This is a genomic window from Sphingomonas asaccharolytica NBRC 15499 (genome assembly GCF_001598355.1).
In the GTDB taxonomy this organism is placed as follows: domain Bacteria; phylum Pseudomonadota; class Alphaproteobacteria; order Sphingomonadales; family Sphingomonadaceae; genus Sphingomonas; species Sphingomonas asaccharolytica.
Genome location: NZ_BCYU01000105.1, coordinates 1 through 12,803 on the forward strand (window position 1 = coordinate 1; position 12,803 = coordinate 12,803).

Here is a 12,803-nt window from a genome sequence, read left to right on the forward strand (position 1 = left end):
TCTTCTTTCTTCCTCCGAGCGAGGAAGCTGAAAAAGAAGAAAGAAGACCCTCACCCAACCCTCTCCCGCAGGCGGGAGAGGGCTAAGAGTTGGTCGGGACATTAAACCGCACGGTTGACATTCCCCGCGAACCACAATATAAAACCATATGGTTGAACGACTCGATCTCACTTTCGCGGCCCTCGCCGATCCCACCCGCCGCGCGATGCTCGCCAGTCTGGCGCTGGGCGAGCGCTCGGTCGGCGAACTTGCCGCGCCGCACGCGATGAGCTTTGCCGGCGCCGCCAAGCATGTCGGCGTGCTCGAACGCGCCGGGCTGGTCGAGCGCCGCAAGGCCGGGCGTCAGCAACTGTGCCGGTTGAAGGCGGAACGGCTGCGCGAAGCCGACGAATGGCTGCGGCAATGGGAGCGCTTCTGGCTGTCGACGCTCGATCGGCTGGAGGCGATCATCGTCGAGGATCAGGCGAAGCTGAAATGACCGACGCCACGCCCTTTTTGATGTTCGAGGGACGCGCCGAGGAAGCACTCGACTTCTACGTCGCGACGATTCCGCAAAGCCGGATCGAACATGTCGATCGCTATGGCGCCGGCGAGCCTGGTCCGGAAGGATCGGTCCGGCTGGCGCGAGCGCTGGTCGCCGGGCTGCCGATCCTGGCCAGCGACAGCTTCGTCCACCACGCCTTCACCTTCACCCCCGTCGATCTCGTTCATGCTGACTTGTAAGGATGAGGATGAGGTCGAGCACCTCGCCGCTGCATTGGGCGAGGGTGGCGGCGTGTTGATGCCGCCGGGCAATTACGGGTTCGGCCGCAAGTTCGCCTGGGTGAACGACCGGTTCGGCGTCTCCTGGCAGGTGAATCTACTATGACCGATCCCATCATTCTGACCGTCCACCGCGACATCGCCGCCTCGCCCGAGCGCGTGTTCGATGCCTGGCTCGATCCCGCGATCGCGCGGCGTTTCCTGTTCGCGACGCCCGACGGCGAAATGCTGACCTGCGAGATCGATGCGCGAGTCGGCGGGCGCGGCCTGATCGTCGAGCGGCGGCCGACGGGCGATGCGCGCCACCGGTTGTTGTTCGAAGAGATCGACCGCCCGCGCCGCCTGGTCTTCCTGTTCGCCGCCGATCCGGCGGAGGAAGGGCAATGGACTCGCGTGACGATCGAGATCGCGGCGACCGCGGACGGTGCTCGGCTGACACTTACCCACGAAATGGATCCGGCCTGGGCCGCGTATGAAGACCAGACGCGGCACGGCTGGACGATGATCCTCGGCACATTGTCCGATACGATTGGAGACAAAGAATGACCGATAGCTTCACCGCGACCGAATTGCGCTTCGAGCGCCTGTTGCCCGCCCCGGTCGAGACCGTGTGGAAATATCTTACCGAATCCGAGCTTCGCCGGCGCTGGTTCATGGCCGGCTCGCTCGATGGCCGCGTCGGCGGCGAGATCGAATTCGTGTTCGATCACGATCAATTATCGGATGACGACGTGCCGATGCCCGAACGCTTCGCCGGCAATGTCGGCCGCCGCTGGAGCGAGAAATTGGTGCGCTATGAGCCGCCGCACGCCATCGCCTATACGTTCGGCAGCGACGCCGACAGCATCGCCACGTTCGAACTGAAGGACGCCGGCGACTGCAAGACGTTGCTGACCCTGGTGCATAGCGGCATCAAGAATCGCGATCAGGCAGCCAATTTCGGCGGCGGTTGGGCATCGCATTTGGCCGTGCTCGAAGCGCGGCTTGACGGGCGTCGGGTTCCCGATTTCTGGGCGCTGCACCGGGAAGCTGAAGATCACGCCAAGGCGGCGCTGGCCGGCGCGGACGCCTGAGCAACTTTCGTCATGCCGGGCGCGTCCCGGCATCCACCGGGCGGCTGGCCGAGAAGCGTGGGCCTCTTGTCCCGCCGTCCGCTGGACGCCCTCAATCAAGAAGCTGCTTTTCCGCCATGTCGGGCCTTCGAACGGTAACCTGCATGCTATAGGCCGGGGCTCCAACGATAATGGAGGCGAGGATGGCGCGAGAGGTTCGGTTCGAGAATGCGGCGGGCGTGGCGCTCGCGGGATCGCTCGAACTGCCGCCGGGGCGGGTCCGCGCCATCGCCCTGTTCGCGCATTGCTTCACCTGCACCCAGGCGAGCCATGGCGCGCGGCGCGTCAGCACCGCGCTCGCCGCGCAAGGCATCGCGACCTTGCGGTTCGACTTCACCGGGCTCGGCAAGAGCGAAGGCGACTTCGCCGACAGCCATTTCGGCGCCAATGTCGAGGACCTCGTCGCCGCGGCGGCCCATCTCGAGGAGACGATCGGTGCGCCGTCGATCCTGATCGGCCATTCGCTGGGCGGCGCGGCGGTGATCGCGGCGGCGGCGCACATCTCCTCGTCGCGCGCCGTGGTTACGATCGGCGCGCCGTTCGACCCCGCGCATGCGCTGCATCATATCAGCGCGGAAGACGCGGCGCGGATCGAGGCCGAAGGGGTCGGTACGGTCGCGATCGGGGGACGTCCGTTCCGCGTCGGGCGCGACTTTCTCGATGCGGCCAAGGGCCAGGATCAGGCGACGCGGCTGGCGCACCTCAAAAAGGCGCTGCTCGTGCTCCACGCGCCGACCGACGAGGTGGTCGGAATAGAGAATGCCAAGGCGATCTATGACGCCGCCAAACACCCGAAGAGCTTCGTCGCACTCGACGGCGCCGATCATCTGCTGACCGATGCCGAGCGCGCCTCCTATGCCGCGTCGATCATCGCCGCCTGGGTCGAGCCCTTTCTGCTGCCCGCCAAGTCGCCAGACATGTTGCCCGAAGGCTGCGTGCGCGTCGGCTCGGGCGAGGGGCCGTTCGTCCAATTGGTCGATGCATCGGGACATACGTTCCTGGCCGACGAACCGTTGCGATCGGGCGGCAGCGACCTCGGTCCCACGCCCTATGACCTGCTGCTCGCGGCGCTCGGCACCTGTACCGCGATGACAATCGAACTCGTCGCGCACGCGGAGGGCATCCCGGTCGAAGGCGTCGAGGTGCTGCTCCGCCATGAACGGCGTCATGCCGACGATTGCGCCGCCGCGGCGGGCGGGCGGCCGCGGCTGGAAGTCCTCCACCGCGACATCCGGCTGGAGGGCAACCTCACCCAGGAACAGCGCGACCGCCTGTTGGTGATCGCCAATAAATGCCCGGTGCACCGGACTCTGGAAAGCGGCCCGGCCGTAGAGACTCAGTTGGTGGATTGAATCCTCCCCAAGCTTGGGCGGGTCGCGAAATACGGTGCCGACAAGCCGGAAGCGACAAGCTAGAGGGTGGCGATGACCGTCCTCAAACTCGGCACGCGAGGGTCCCCGCTCGCTTTGGTCCAGGCCAATATGGTGAAGGATGCGCTGGCGGCGGCGCACGATATCGCCTGTGAGATTCACATTATCCGCACCACCGGCGACCGCGTCCAGGACCGCGCGCTGGCGGAGATCGGCGGCAAGGCGTTGTGGACCAAGGAGCTCGATCGCGCGTTGCTCGATGGCGAGATCGACCTTGCCGTCCATTCGATGAAGGATGTCGAGACGATCCGACCCGACAGCATCGTCATCGCCGCGATGCTGGAGCGCGCCGATGTTCGCGATCGGCTGGTCGGCGCCGACAGCCTCGCCGCGATCCGCGAACATGGCGTGCTCGGCACGAGCAGCCCGCGGCGGCGCGCGCAGGTGTTGCGCGCGCGGCCCGACGTGTCGGTGGTGCTGTTTCGCGGCAATGTCGATACGCGGCTGGCCAGACTGGCGGCAGGCGAAGCCGATGCCACGTTGCTCGCGGCGGCGGGGCTCGACCGGCTGGGGCGCGACGATGTCGGCACGGCCTTGGCGGTCGAGGAGATGCTGCCGGCCCCGGCACAAGGCGCCGTGGGGATCGAGTGCCGCGCCGGTGACGCCATGACGGCGTCCCTGCTCGCGGCGATCGACCATCAGGCAACGAGCCGCGCGGTGCGCACGGAGCGGGCGTTCCTCGCGGCGCTCGATGCGACTTGCCATTCGCCCATCGCCGCGCTGGCGACGATCGCAGGTGATGTCGTGACCCTGCGCGCCGAATTGCTGTCCGAGGATGGCGACGAGCATGTCGCGGGGGACGCCTCAGGGCTGGATGGCGAAGCACTGGCGCGCGACCTGGCGAGTGCGCTGTTCGAGCGCGCAACGCCGGCGATTCGCGCAGGGTTCGCGGGATGAGCCGCGCCATCGCGGTGCTGCGCCCCGAGCCGGGCAACACCGCGACCGCTGCGGCGATCGAGGCGCTCGGGCTGACCGCGATCCGGCTGCCCCTATTCGAGGTACGCGCGATCGACTGGGTCGTGCCCGACTCATCGCGCTTCGACGCGCTGCTGCTGACCAGCGCCAACGCGCCGCGCCATGCCGGGTCGGGGCTTGCCTTGTTGAAGGGGCTGCCTGTTCACGCCGTGGGCACCGCGACCGCTGCAGTAGCGCGCGAGGGTGGCCTCACGGTTGTCGCGGTCGGCGATCGTGACGCCACGGCGTTGGTCGCCGCTGCAGCGGCAAGCGGCGTATCAAACGCCTTGCTGATCGGCGGCCGCGATCGCGCAATGGACGAACATCCGATCATTGCCGAAACGATCGCGGTCTATGCGAGCGAGCCAATTGCCGTCGCGCTCGAGGCGCTCGATCAGCTCGCGGGGTCGGTGGTGTTGGTCCATTCGGCCCGCGCGGCCCGCCGCGTCGCCGACCTGGTCGACCGCGCCGGGATCGATCGCCGGACGATACGGATCGCAGCGATCAGCGCCGCGGTGGCCGACGCCGCCGGCCGCGACTGGGAGCGCATCGCCGCGGCTGCTGTTCCCGACGATGCCACGCTGATCGCGCTCGCGCGCAGCCTGGCCGATTGACCGCCCCCGCGCCGCGGCGGATAAGGACCCTATGACCGACATCGCGCCGAGCCCCTCGCAGCCCGCCCGGCAACTGACTCTGACGGCGACCGCCGGGATCGCGCTGGTGACATTCGTCATCGGCCTGCTGATCGCCGGCGCGATCTTCTGGCGGATGACCCCCGCGCAACCCACGTCGCAGCCCGAAACTGTGGTTCCCGCCACCAAGGTGATCGTCGCGCCGCCGGTGGCGAGCGACCCTGCCTCGCTATCGGCGCGCCAGCAGATGCTCGCCGCCGAGCTCTCCGCGCTCGAGCAGCGCACCGCCGCGGTGACCGGGGAAGCCGCCAATTCCTATGGCAATGCGACCCGTGCCGAAGGCATGATGATCGCCTTCGCCGCGCGCCGCGCGATCGATCGCGGATCGTCTCTGGGCTATATCGAACAGCAATTGCGCGACCGGTTCGGCACGACGCGCCCCAATGAGGTCGCCGCGATCATCGACGCCGGGCGCCACCCGATCACGGTCGAGGATCTGCGGCTCGGGCTCGACCAGATCGGATCGCAGCTGGCATTGGGGCCGGCCGGCGACGGCTGGGGCGGGTCGTTCGTCCGTATGCTCGGCAGCCTGGTGGTAATCCACCCGCGCAACGCGCCCTCTCCGGTGCCTGGCGAACGGTTGGCGCGGATTCGCCGGTTCCTCGCCCAAGGACAGGTCGAGGCCGCAGTAGAAGAAGTGAAGCGTCTGCCCGGAGCGGCGCAATCCAAAGCCTGGCTCGACGGCGCGCAACGCTACATCGCGACGCGCCAGGCGCTCGACACGCTCGAAGCCGCGGCGCTGCAGGGAAATGCCGCCGCGCCGGCGGCGGTGAGAGGGTAGTAAGCTTCAGTGCACCTGCGAAAGCAGGAGCCTAGGGTCACGGAGGAAAATCGCTTGAGGTCCGGGGCTCCTGCTTTCGCAGGAGCACGGGCATTGCAGGACCTAAACCCGCGCGATCAGAGCCTGCGCCGCAGCAGGCGCGCGAACCTTGGCGCCGTTGATCATGAAGATGAAGGTGTCGCGCTGCTTCTTCGGCGCCGGATCGGCGACATAAGGCAGTCCCTCAGGCGATCCACCCGCCGCCCAGTCCCTCGCCACTGTCGCCCAATGGTCCAGCGCTTCGGACGAATAGCCCTGCGGTTCCGCTTCAACCGCATTTTCCAGCCGGGCATAGACGAAGTCGCCGGTCACATCGCCGATCGCCGGATAATCGGCCGATTCGGCATAGACGATCGCGACCCCAGCCTTGCGGCAAAGATCGACGAATTCGGGGACGTGGAAACTGTCGTGCCGCACCTGCACCGCGTGGCGTAGTGCGACGCCTTCATGGCTCGCCGGCAGCAATTTCAGGAACGCGCCGAAATCGTTGGCGTCGAATTTCTTGGTCGCCATGAACTGCCACAGGATCGGGCCGAGCTTGGGGCCGAGCTCGACGATGCCCTGGCCGACGAACCGTGCGATCGATTCCCCGCCCTCGGCGAGCACCTTGCGGTTGGTGCAGAAACGCGATGCCTTCACCGCGAACACGAAGTCGTCTGGCACGACTTCCGCCCAACCCGCGAAGGTCGCCGGCTTGAATCCCGAATAATAAGTGCCGTTGATCTCGATCGCGCTGAGCTGGCGCGAGGCATATTCAAGTTCGCGTTTTTGCGGCCATTTTTCCGGAAAGAAGGTCCCGCGCCACGGCTCATAGGTCCAGCCGCCGATTCCGATTCGTATAGTCGACATGAGCGGGAGGATATCGCTCAACGCCGCACGAAGCGATAGCGGTCGCGGATGCGGCGGTTGAAGAATCCGCCCTTGGACGTCGCGCGGCGCATCGCCTCGACGACGCGTTCGGGCACGTCGAGATACGAATAACGGCGCCCGCTGACGAAGCGGATGTCGAGCCGGTGCGCCTCGGCATCATAGTCGAAGGAGCGTATCACGCTGGACGGCATGGCTTTTCAACGCATTGGCCGCGATTTGCGTTTCATCGTCGGACGGGCGCGCCGCTTGAAACGCACTGCGCGCTGGTGCACACCCGCGACTCGGGTGCGGGGGGTGCCTGTCGCCGCAACTCCGCGGCTGCGCGCGCCACCGACCCGCCAGGTGAGGGGTGAGGCGTGTTGCGTTTGATGAAGTCCCGGATTGCACCATTGCTGGCCGCTTTTGGCGGCATGATCAATGCCAGTGTCGCTTATGCGCAGGATTCGCTCAACGACCCCGCCGGATCGGGCGTGCTGGTCTCCGCGGTGCGCTGGCTGCAGGGCACGTTGCTGGGCACCGTTGCCACCGTGGTTGCGATCATCGCGGTCGCCGCGGTCGGGTTCATGATGCTGACCGGGCGGATCAACTGGCGCTACGGCGCGACGGTCATCGTCGGCTGCTTCATCCTGTTCGGTGCCGCCTCGATCGTCGCGGGAATCCAGTCCACCGCCACGCTGGGCAATTGAGCCATGGCCGGGGGGCTCGATCGCGATCCCTTGTTCGTCGCGTTGACGCGGCCGCAAATGTTCGCGGGCGTGACCTATAGCTATTTCGTCGTCAACGGCGTGGTCGCGACCGAATTGTTTCTGATCTTCCACTCGATCTGGGTGCTGGCGGCCGCCGCCCTGATCCACGTCGTCGGCATGATCCTGTGCGTGCGCGAGCCGCGCTTTTTCGACTTGTGGCTGGCCAAGGTCAGCCGCTGTCCGCGCGTGCGCAATTATTCGATCTGGCGATGCAACTCCTACCGCCCCTGACCAACGACCGGCGGGCCGTCGCGCGGGAGAAAGCGGCCGGGGCGCATCTTCCCTATGCGCGGCACGTCGACGATCACACGATCGAGACGCGCGATGGCCTGTTGATGCAGGTGATCCAGCTGCGCGGGCTGTTGTTCGAGACCGCCGACAGCGACGAGATCAATTACCGCAAGTCGCTGCGCGACGCGATGTTGCAGGCGATCGGATCGTCGCGCTTCGCGATTTATCACCATGTCGTGCGGCGCGAGGCCGATGCCGAACTGACCGACAAATTCCCCGACGATTTCTCGACCCGGCTCGACGCGGCATGGCGCGCGCGGCTGTCGGCGCGGCGGCTCTACGTCAACGACATCTTCCTGACGCTGGTACGGCGCCCGATGCAGGGTCGCGTCGGGATCGCCGACCGTATTCGCGGCTGGTTCGGCAGCACCGGGGTCGATCCCGACATCACCCGCAGCCACGAAGTGCACCAGCTCGACACCGCGCGCGATGCCTTGCTGGCGCAGCTCGGCAGCTACGATCCTCGGCTGCTGTCGGTCTATGAGACCAAGGCGGGCTTCTGCTCCGAGCCGCTCGAATTCCTGTCCGCGCTGTACAATGCCGAGATGCGCCCGGTGCTGATGCCGATGCAGGATGTCGGCGCCTATCTGCCCTATCGGCGGATCAGTTTCGGCGAGGAGACGGTCGAGCTCGGCCCGGCGGGCAATACCGATCGCAGCTTTGTCGGCATGGTGTCGATCAAGGATTATCCCGCGCAGACCGCGCCGGGCATGCTCGACGAATTGCTGCGGCTGCCGTTCGAGATCACCGTGTCGCAATCGTTCGGCTTCGTCGATCGCCAGGCCGCGCTCGGCAAGATGAACCTGGCGCTGCGCCGGATGCGCTCGGCCGAGGATGAGGCGGTCAGCCTGCGTGGTGAGTTGTCCAACGCCAAGGACGACGTCGCCGCCGGCCGCGCCGGGTTCGGCGAACATCACATGACCGTCGCGGTCCATGGCGACACGATCGACGAGGTCAATGCCGGGGTCGCCGAAGTGCAGGCCTCGATGTCCGATCTGGGGATCATCGCGGTACGCGAGGAAATCGCGCTCGAACCCGCTTTCTGGGCACAGTTCCCAGGCAATTTCAAATATATCGCGCGGCGCGGCCTGATCTCGACCGGCAATTTCGCCGGCTTCGCGTCGAGCCATAATTTCGCGCTGGGCAAGCCGGAGGCCAACCATTGGGGCCAGGCGGTCAGCCTGCTCGAGACGACCGCGGCGGGTCCCTATTATTTCAATTTCCACCAGGGCGACCTGGGCAATTTCACCGTGATCGGCCCATCGGGGTCGGGCAAGACGGTGGTGCTCAACTTCCTGCTCGCCCAGGCACGCAAATTCCATCCGCGAATCATCTTCTTCGACAAGGACCGCGGCGCCGAATTGTTCATCCGGGCGATCGGCGGGCGCTACGACGTGCTGCGGCCCGACATGGCGGCGGGGCTCAACCCGCTCCAGCTCGACGACAGCCCGGCCAACCGCCAGTTCCTGATCGACTGGGTCGCACAGCTGGCGGGCGGCGCCGATATCGACGAGACCGCGCGGATCAAGGACGCGATCGACGCCAATTTCGCCCAGCCGATCGAGCATCGCCGCCTGCGTCATCTCGCCGAATTGTTCCGCGGCGGGTCGCGGCCGACCGCCGCCGATCTCTATTCGCGGTTGCGGCCGTGGTGGGGTGACGGCGAGCGCGCCTGGCTGTTCGATAACGAGCGCGACCTGACCGATCTGTCGGCCACTTCGGTCGGGTTCGACATGACCCAGATCCTCGACGATCCCGCCGTGCGGACGCCGGCGATGATGTATCTGTTCCACCGCGTCGAGGAACGGCTCGACGGCTCAGCGGCGATCATCGTCGTCGATGAGGGGTGGAAGGCGCTCGACGACGAAGTGTTCGTCCGTCGGATCAAGGATTGGGAAAAGACGATCCGTAAACGCAACGGCATCGTCGGCTTCGCGACGCAGAGCGCGCAGGACGCGCTCGAGAGCCGGATCGCCAGTGCGATCATCGAGCAGGCCGCGACGCAGATCTTCATGACCAATCCGAAAGCGCGGGCGGCCGATTATATCGACGGCTTCGGGCTCACCCCGCACGAGTACGAGATCGTGCGGACCTTGCCCGACGACGCGCATTGCTTCCTGATCAAGCACGGCACCGAAAGCGTCGTCGTGCGGCTCAACCTGACCGGAGAGCGCGACCTCCTGACGATCCTGTCGGGACGCGAGCGCACGGTGCGCCTGCTCGACGAGATCCGCGCGGAAAAAGGCGACGATCCTGCCGACTGGATCCCGCTGTTGCTGGAGCGCGCGTGATGCAGGTGGCGTGCCCGGCGATCAGCGATTCGCAATTCCTGTCGAGCGTGCTCGGCCATATCGATTGCCAGGCGCAGACCTTGGGCGCGGCCGGATACCAGGCGATGTCCGCGGGTGGATCGGCGTCGTCGCTGATCCTGGGCGGCGTGCTGACGGTGTTCATCGCCTTGTTCGGCTATCGCCTGATCCTGGGCGACACGCCCGATGCGCGTACCGCCATCCTCACCGTGATCAAGCTCGGCGTGGTGCTGCTCTTGGCGACGAGCTGGCCGGCATTCCGCACGCTGGCTTATGACGTCGCGCTCAAAGGGCCGGCGGAGCTTGCCGGCGCAGTCGGCGGCGCCTCGGGGCTGCCCGGCGCCGGCGGCGGATTGGTCGCGCGGTTGCAGGCGGTCGACGACGAGATCGCCGAGCTCAACGTGATCGGCACCGGGCGACCGCCCAATACCGATCTGGTCGCGGGGCCGACCACGCAGCCTTTGACGCCTGAACAACAGGCGCAGGAACGCCGCCGGCTGCAGGACCTGGCCAGCCATGCGCGCTGGGACCCGGCGCGCGACCTGTCGCTGCTGGGCAGCGCGCGGACCTTGTTCCTGGCGGGCACGATCGCCGCCTTCGCCAGCGTCCGGCTGATTGCCGGGCTGTTGCTTGCGCTAGGGCCGCTGTTCGCGATCTTCCTGTTGTTCGACGGCACGCGCGGGCTGTTCGAGGGCTGGGTGCGCGGGCTGGCCGGCGCGGCATTGGGCGCGCTCGGCACCGCGATCGTGCTGGGGGTCGAGCTCGCCTTGCTCGAACCCTGGATGGCCGCGGTGATGGACTTGCGGCACCAGGAGATCGCGACGCCGGCGGTGCCGGTCGAATTGCTCGCTTTGTCGCTGATCTTCGCGGTGACGTTGATCGCGGTTTTGGTCGCGGTCGCCCGGGTCGCGCAGGGATTCCGCATACCGTCGGGCTGGAAACAGGTTGGCGAGCGGGTCGCCACGGGCTTTGCCGACCGCGTGCCGGTGGTTGCCGGCGCACGCGGCAATGAGGGGACGATCACGGACCAACGGTCGCGCGCGATCGCGATCGCCGATGCGGTGACCGCAACCCAGCGGCGCGAAAGCCATGCCAGCCAGCCGCCCGCGGCGTCGCTGGGACGGCCGGGGATCAATCCGACCAGCACTCGAGAGATCGCCGTTGCGGCTGCCGTGCCGCTCGGCCAGAGTTTCAGGAGGCGGACGCGGGGGCGCGTGTCGGCCGGGGCAACACGGCGGGATAGCAACAGATGAAACAGGCCGCGCGCGAATCGCTCGACGCTTATTATCGCGAGGCGGACAGCTGGGCCGACGATCGCCAGGACATGCTGCGCGCGTCGCGCCGCACGGCGTGGATCGTCGCCGGTGTCGCGGTGGTCATCGCCTTGTTCGAAGCGATCGCGATCATCGTGATGATGCCGCTCAAGACGGTCGTCCCCTATACGCTGCTGGTCGACAAGCAGACCGGCTATGTCCAGGAGTTGAAGCCGCTCGACGCCGAGAAGATCGCGCCCGATACCGCGCTGACCCAGTCGTTCCTGGTGCAATATGTCATCGCGCGCGAAAGCTACGATGCGGGCACGGTCCAGGCCAATTATCGCAAGGTGCAGACCTGGTCGGCCGAGGTCGCCAAGGCCGATTACGTCAACGGCATGCAGGCAGCCAATCCGGCCAGCCCGCTCAGCCGCTATCCGCGGTCGGTCGTCGATACGCGAGTGAAGAGCATCACCTCGATGGGCGGCAATGAAGCGCTGGTGCGGTTCGATACAATTCGCCGCGATCCCGGCGGTCAAGCTCAGCCGGCCGAATCCTGGGTCGCGGTGATCAAATACCGCTTCTCGACCGGGCCGATGCGCGCCGAGGACCGCTTCGTCAATCCGCTGGGTTTCCAGGTATTCGGCTATAATCGCAGCCAGGAAAATCTCGCGCCTCAGCCGGCGCCGGCCGTCCCCGCGGCGCCGCTGTCGGGATCCAGCCAGCCGCAGGTGCTGGCGCCGGGCGCGCCACCGGCCTCGCGTCCGGCGCAGAATCCAACTCCCGAAGTACAGCTTTGAAACCTGTCTTCCTCCTGCTTGCGGCAATCGCCGCCGCCATCGCCATACCGGCGATGGCACAAGTGCGGCCGCAGCCCGGCGCCGGCGATCCGCGCATTCAGACGGTGCTATACGATGCCGACCAGGTGGTTTCCCTCCAGGTGCCGGGCGGGTACGAACTGACGGTCGAATTCGCCCCCGACGAGCGGATCGAGAACGTCGCGGTCGGCGACAGTGGGGCGTGGCAAGTCACGCCCAACAAGCGCGGCGACCGCTTGTTCCTCAAGCCGCTGCAAGGCGTCACCACCAACATGACCGTGGTGACCGACGCGCGCAGCTATGCCTTCGAACTGTCGCCGGGGAGCGCCGGAAGCGCGCCGTACGTCGTCCGCTTCCGCTACCCGCCGCCGCCCGCGCCGGCCAATGCCGGACCCGCGCCGGTCGAGCCCGGCCGCTACAAGCTTGCCGGATCGAGCGACGTGCGCCCAGATGCGATCTCCGATGACGGGTCCAAGACCTTCATCATGTGGCGCGACAGCCAGACTTTGCCCGCGGTCTTCGTGATCGACCGCGACGGCAAGGAGACGCTGGCCGATGGCGCGATGCGCGACGGGCGCTATGTGCTCGACAGCATCAACAACAAGCTCGTGTTCCGGCTGGACAAGAAGATGGCGAGCGCGACGCGCGTGCCGCAGGTGGCGCGCTGATGGCGGTGGCGGGAACCGATCCGCGCGCGAGCCTGCCGCCGCCGGCCGACGTCGAGCCGAGCGCGCGACCGGTCGTCG

At 66.9% G+C, this 12,803-nt stretch carries 17 protein-coding genes; 15 read left to right on the forward strand and 2 right to left on the reverse strand.

Going from position 1 to position 12,803, the window contains the following annotated elements:
• Nucleotides 1-148: 148 nt before the first annotated feature.
• The 9 genes from SAS01S_RS19650 to SAS01S_RS19685 all read left to right on the forward strand — a co-directional run bounded on the left by SAS01S_RS19650 (nt 149) and on the right by SAS01S_RS19685 (nt 5,731).
• The gene (locus tag SAS01S_RS19650) at nt 149-478 is read left to right on the forward strand and encodes an ArsR/SmtB family transcription factor (protein ID WP_066812572.1); all 330 of its coding nucleotides are present in this window, start codon (nt 149-151) and stop codon (nt 476-478) included.
• Nucleotides 475-723 (forward strand): VOC family protein, encoded by a 249-nt coding sequence (locus SAS01S_RS23290; protein ID WP_281179339.1) that lies wholly within the window; start codon nt 475-477, stop codon nt 721-723. Before SAS01S_RS19650 ends, SAS01S_RS23290 begins: the two co-directional genes overlap by 4 nt.
• Nucleotides 710-868 (forward strand): VOC family protein, encoded by a 159-nt coding sequence (locus SAS01S_RS23295; RefSeq protein WP_281179340.1) that lies wholly within the window; start codon nt 710-712, stop codon nt 866-868. Before SAS01S_RS23290 ends, SAS01S_RS23295 begins: the two co-directional genes overlap by 14 nt.
• Nucleotides 865-1,308, forward strand: a complete 444-nt coding sequence (locus tag SAS01S_RS19660) for an SRPBCC family protein (RefSeq protein WP_066812573.1) — start codon at nt 865-867, stop codon at nt 1,306-1,308. Before SAS01S_RS23295 ends, SAS01S_RS19660 begins: the two co-directional genes overlap by 4 nt.
• A complete protein-coding gene (locus SAS01S_RS19665) occupies nt 1,305-1,835 on the forward strand; it encodes an SRPBCC family protein (protein ID WP_066812574.1) in 531 nt (176 codons plus the stop codon). The genes SAS01S_RS19660 and SAS01S_RS19665 overlap by 4 nt, the downstream gene beginning before the upstream one ends.
• Nucleotides 1,836-2,017: 182 nt before the next feature.
• Nucleotides 2,018-3,226, forward strand: coding sequence for a bifunctional alpha/beta hydrolase/OsmC family protein (locus SAS01S_RS19670; protein ID WP_066812575.1), 1,209 nt, complete (start codon nt 2,018-2,020; stop codon nt 3,224-3,226).
• Between the two features lie 72 nt (nt 3,227-3,298).
• Nucleotides 3,299-4,201, forward strand: a complete 903-nt coding sequence (gene hemC / locus SAS01S_RS19675) for a hydroxymethylbilane synthase (RefSeq protein ID WP_066812576.1) — start codon at nt 3,299-3,301, stop codon at nt 4,199-4,201.
• On the forward strand, nt 4,198-4,872 hold the full coding sequence (locus SAS01S_RS19680) for a uroporphyrinogen-III synthase (protein WP_066812577.1): 675 nt from the start codon (nt 4,198-4,200) through the stop codon (nt 4,870-4,872). The genes hemC and SAS01S_RS19680 overlap by 4 nt, the downstream gene beginning before the upstream one ends.
• A gap of 31 nt (nt 4,873-4,903) precedes the next feature.
• Nucleotides 4,904-5,731 (forward strand): MICOS complex subunit MIC60, encoded by an 828-nt coding sequence (locus SAS01S_RS19685; protein ID WP_066812578.1) that lies wholly within the window; start codon nt 4,904-4,906, stop codon nt 5,729-5,731.
• A gap of 102 nt (nt 5,732-5,833) precedes the next feature.
• Here SAS01S_RS19685 and SAS01S_RS19690 read toward each other — a convergent pair whose 3' ends face one another.
• Nucleotides 5,834-6,619, reverse strand: coding sequence for a DUF72 domain-containing protein (locus SAS01S_RS19690; RefSeq protein ID WP_174544991.1), 786 nt, complete (start codon nt 6,617-6,619; stop codon nt 5,834-5,836).
• A gap of 17 nt (nt 6,620-6,636) precedes the next feature.
• On the reverse strand, nt 6,637-6,819 hold the full coding sequence (locus SAS01S_RS19695) for a KTSC domain-containing protein (RefSeq protein WP_245657026.1): 183 nt from the start codon (nt 6,817-6,819) through the stop codon (nt 6,637-6,639).
• A 189-nt stretch (nt 6,820-7,008) separates the two neighbouring features.
• Between SAS01S_RS19695 and SAS01S_RS19700 the strand changes: the two genes are divergently transcribed.
• Genes SAS01S_RS19700 through SAS01S_RS19725 form a run of 6 tightly spaced genes read left to right on the forward strand, consistent with a single transcriptional unit; the run spans nt 7,009 to nt 12,725 of the window.
• Entirely contained in the window at nt 7,009-7,326 is a 318-nt protein-coding gene (locus tag SAS01S_RS19700; protein WP_066812583.1) for a TrbC/VirB2 family protein, read from the forward strand.
• A 3-nt stretch (nt 7,327-7,329) separates the two neighbouring features.
• Complete coding sequence (locus SAS01S_RS19705) at nt 7,330-7,617, forward strand: VirB3 family type IV secretion system protein (RefSeq protein WP_066588138.1); 288 nt, start codon at nt 7,330-7,332, stop codon at nt 7,615-7,617.
• Nucleotides 7,596-9,968: a VirB4 family type IV secretion/conjugal transfer ATPase gene (locus SAS01S_RS19710; protein ID WP_066812584.1), complete on the forward strand. Its 2,373-nt coding sequence runs from the start codon at nt 7,596-7,598 to the stop codon at nt 9,966-9,968. The genes SAS01S_RS19705 and SAS01S_RS19710 overlap by 22 nt, the downstream gene beginning before the upstream one ends.
• Nucleotides 9,968-11,239 (forward strand): type IV secretion system protein, encoded by a 1,272-nt coding sequence (locus tag SAS01S_RS19715; protein ID WP_066812585.1) that lies wholly within the window; start codon nt 9,968-9,970, stop codon nt 11,237-11,239. Before SAS01S_RS19710 ends, SAS01S_RS19715 begins: the two co-directional genes overlap by 1 nt.
• Nucleotides 11,236-12,039, forward strand: coding sequence for a VirB8 family type IV secretion system protein (locus SAS01S_RS19720; protein WP_066812586.1), 804 nt, complete (start codon nt 11,236-11,238; stop codon nt 12,037-12,039). The genes SAS01S_RS19715 and SAS01S_RS19720 overlap by 4 nt, the downstream gene beginning before the upstream one ends.
• The gene (locus SAS01S_RS19725; RefSeq protein WP_066812587.1) at nt 12,036-12,725 is read left to right on the forward strand and encodes a TrbG/VirB9 family P-type conjugative transfer protein; all 690 of its coding nucleotides are present in this window, start codon (nt 12,036-12,038) and stop codon (nt 12,723-12,725) included. Before SAS01S_RS19720 ends, SAS01S_RS19725 begins: the two co-directional genes overlap by 4 nt.
• Nucleotides 12,726-12,803: the final 78 nt, after the last annotated feature.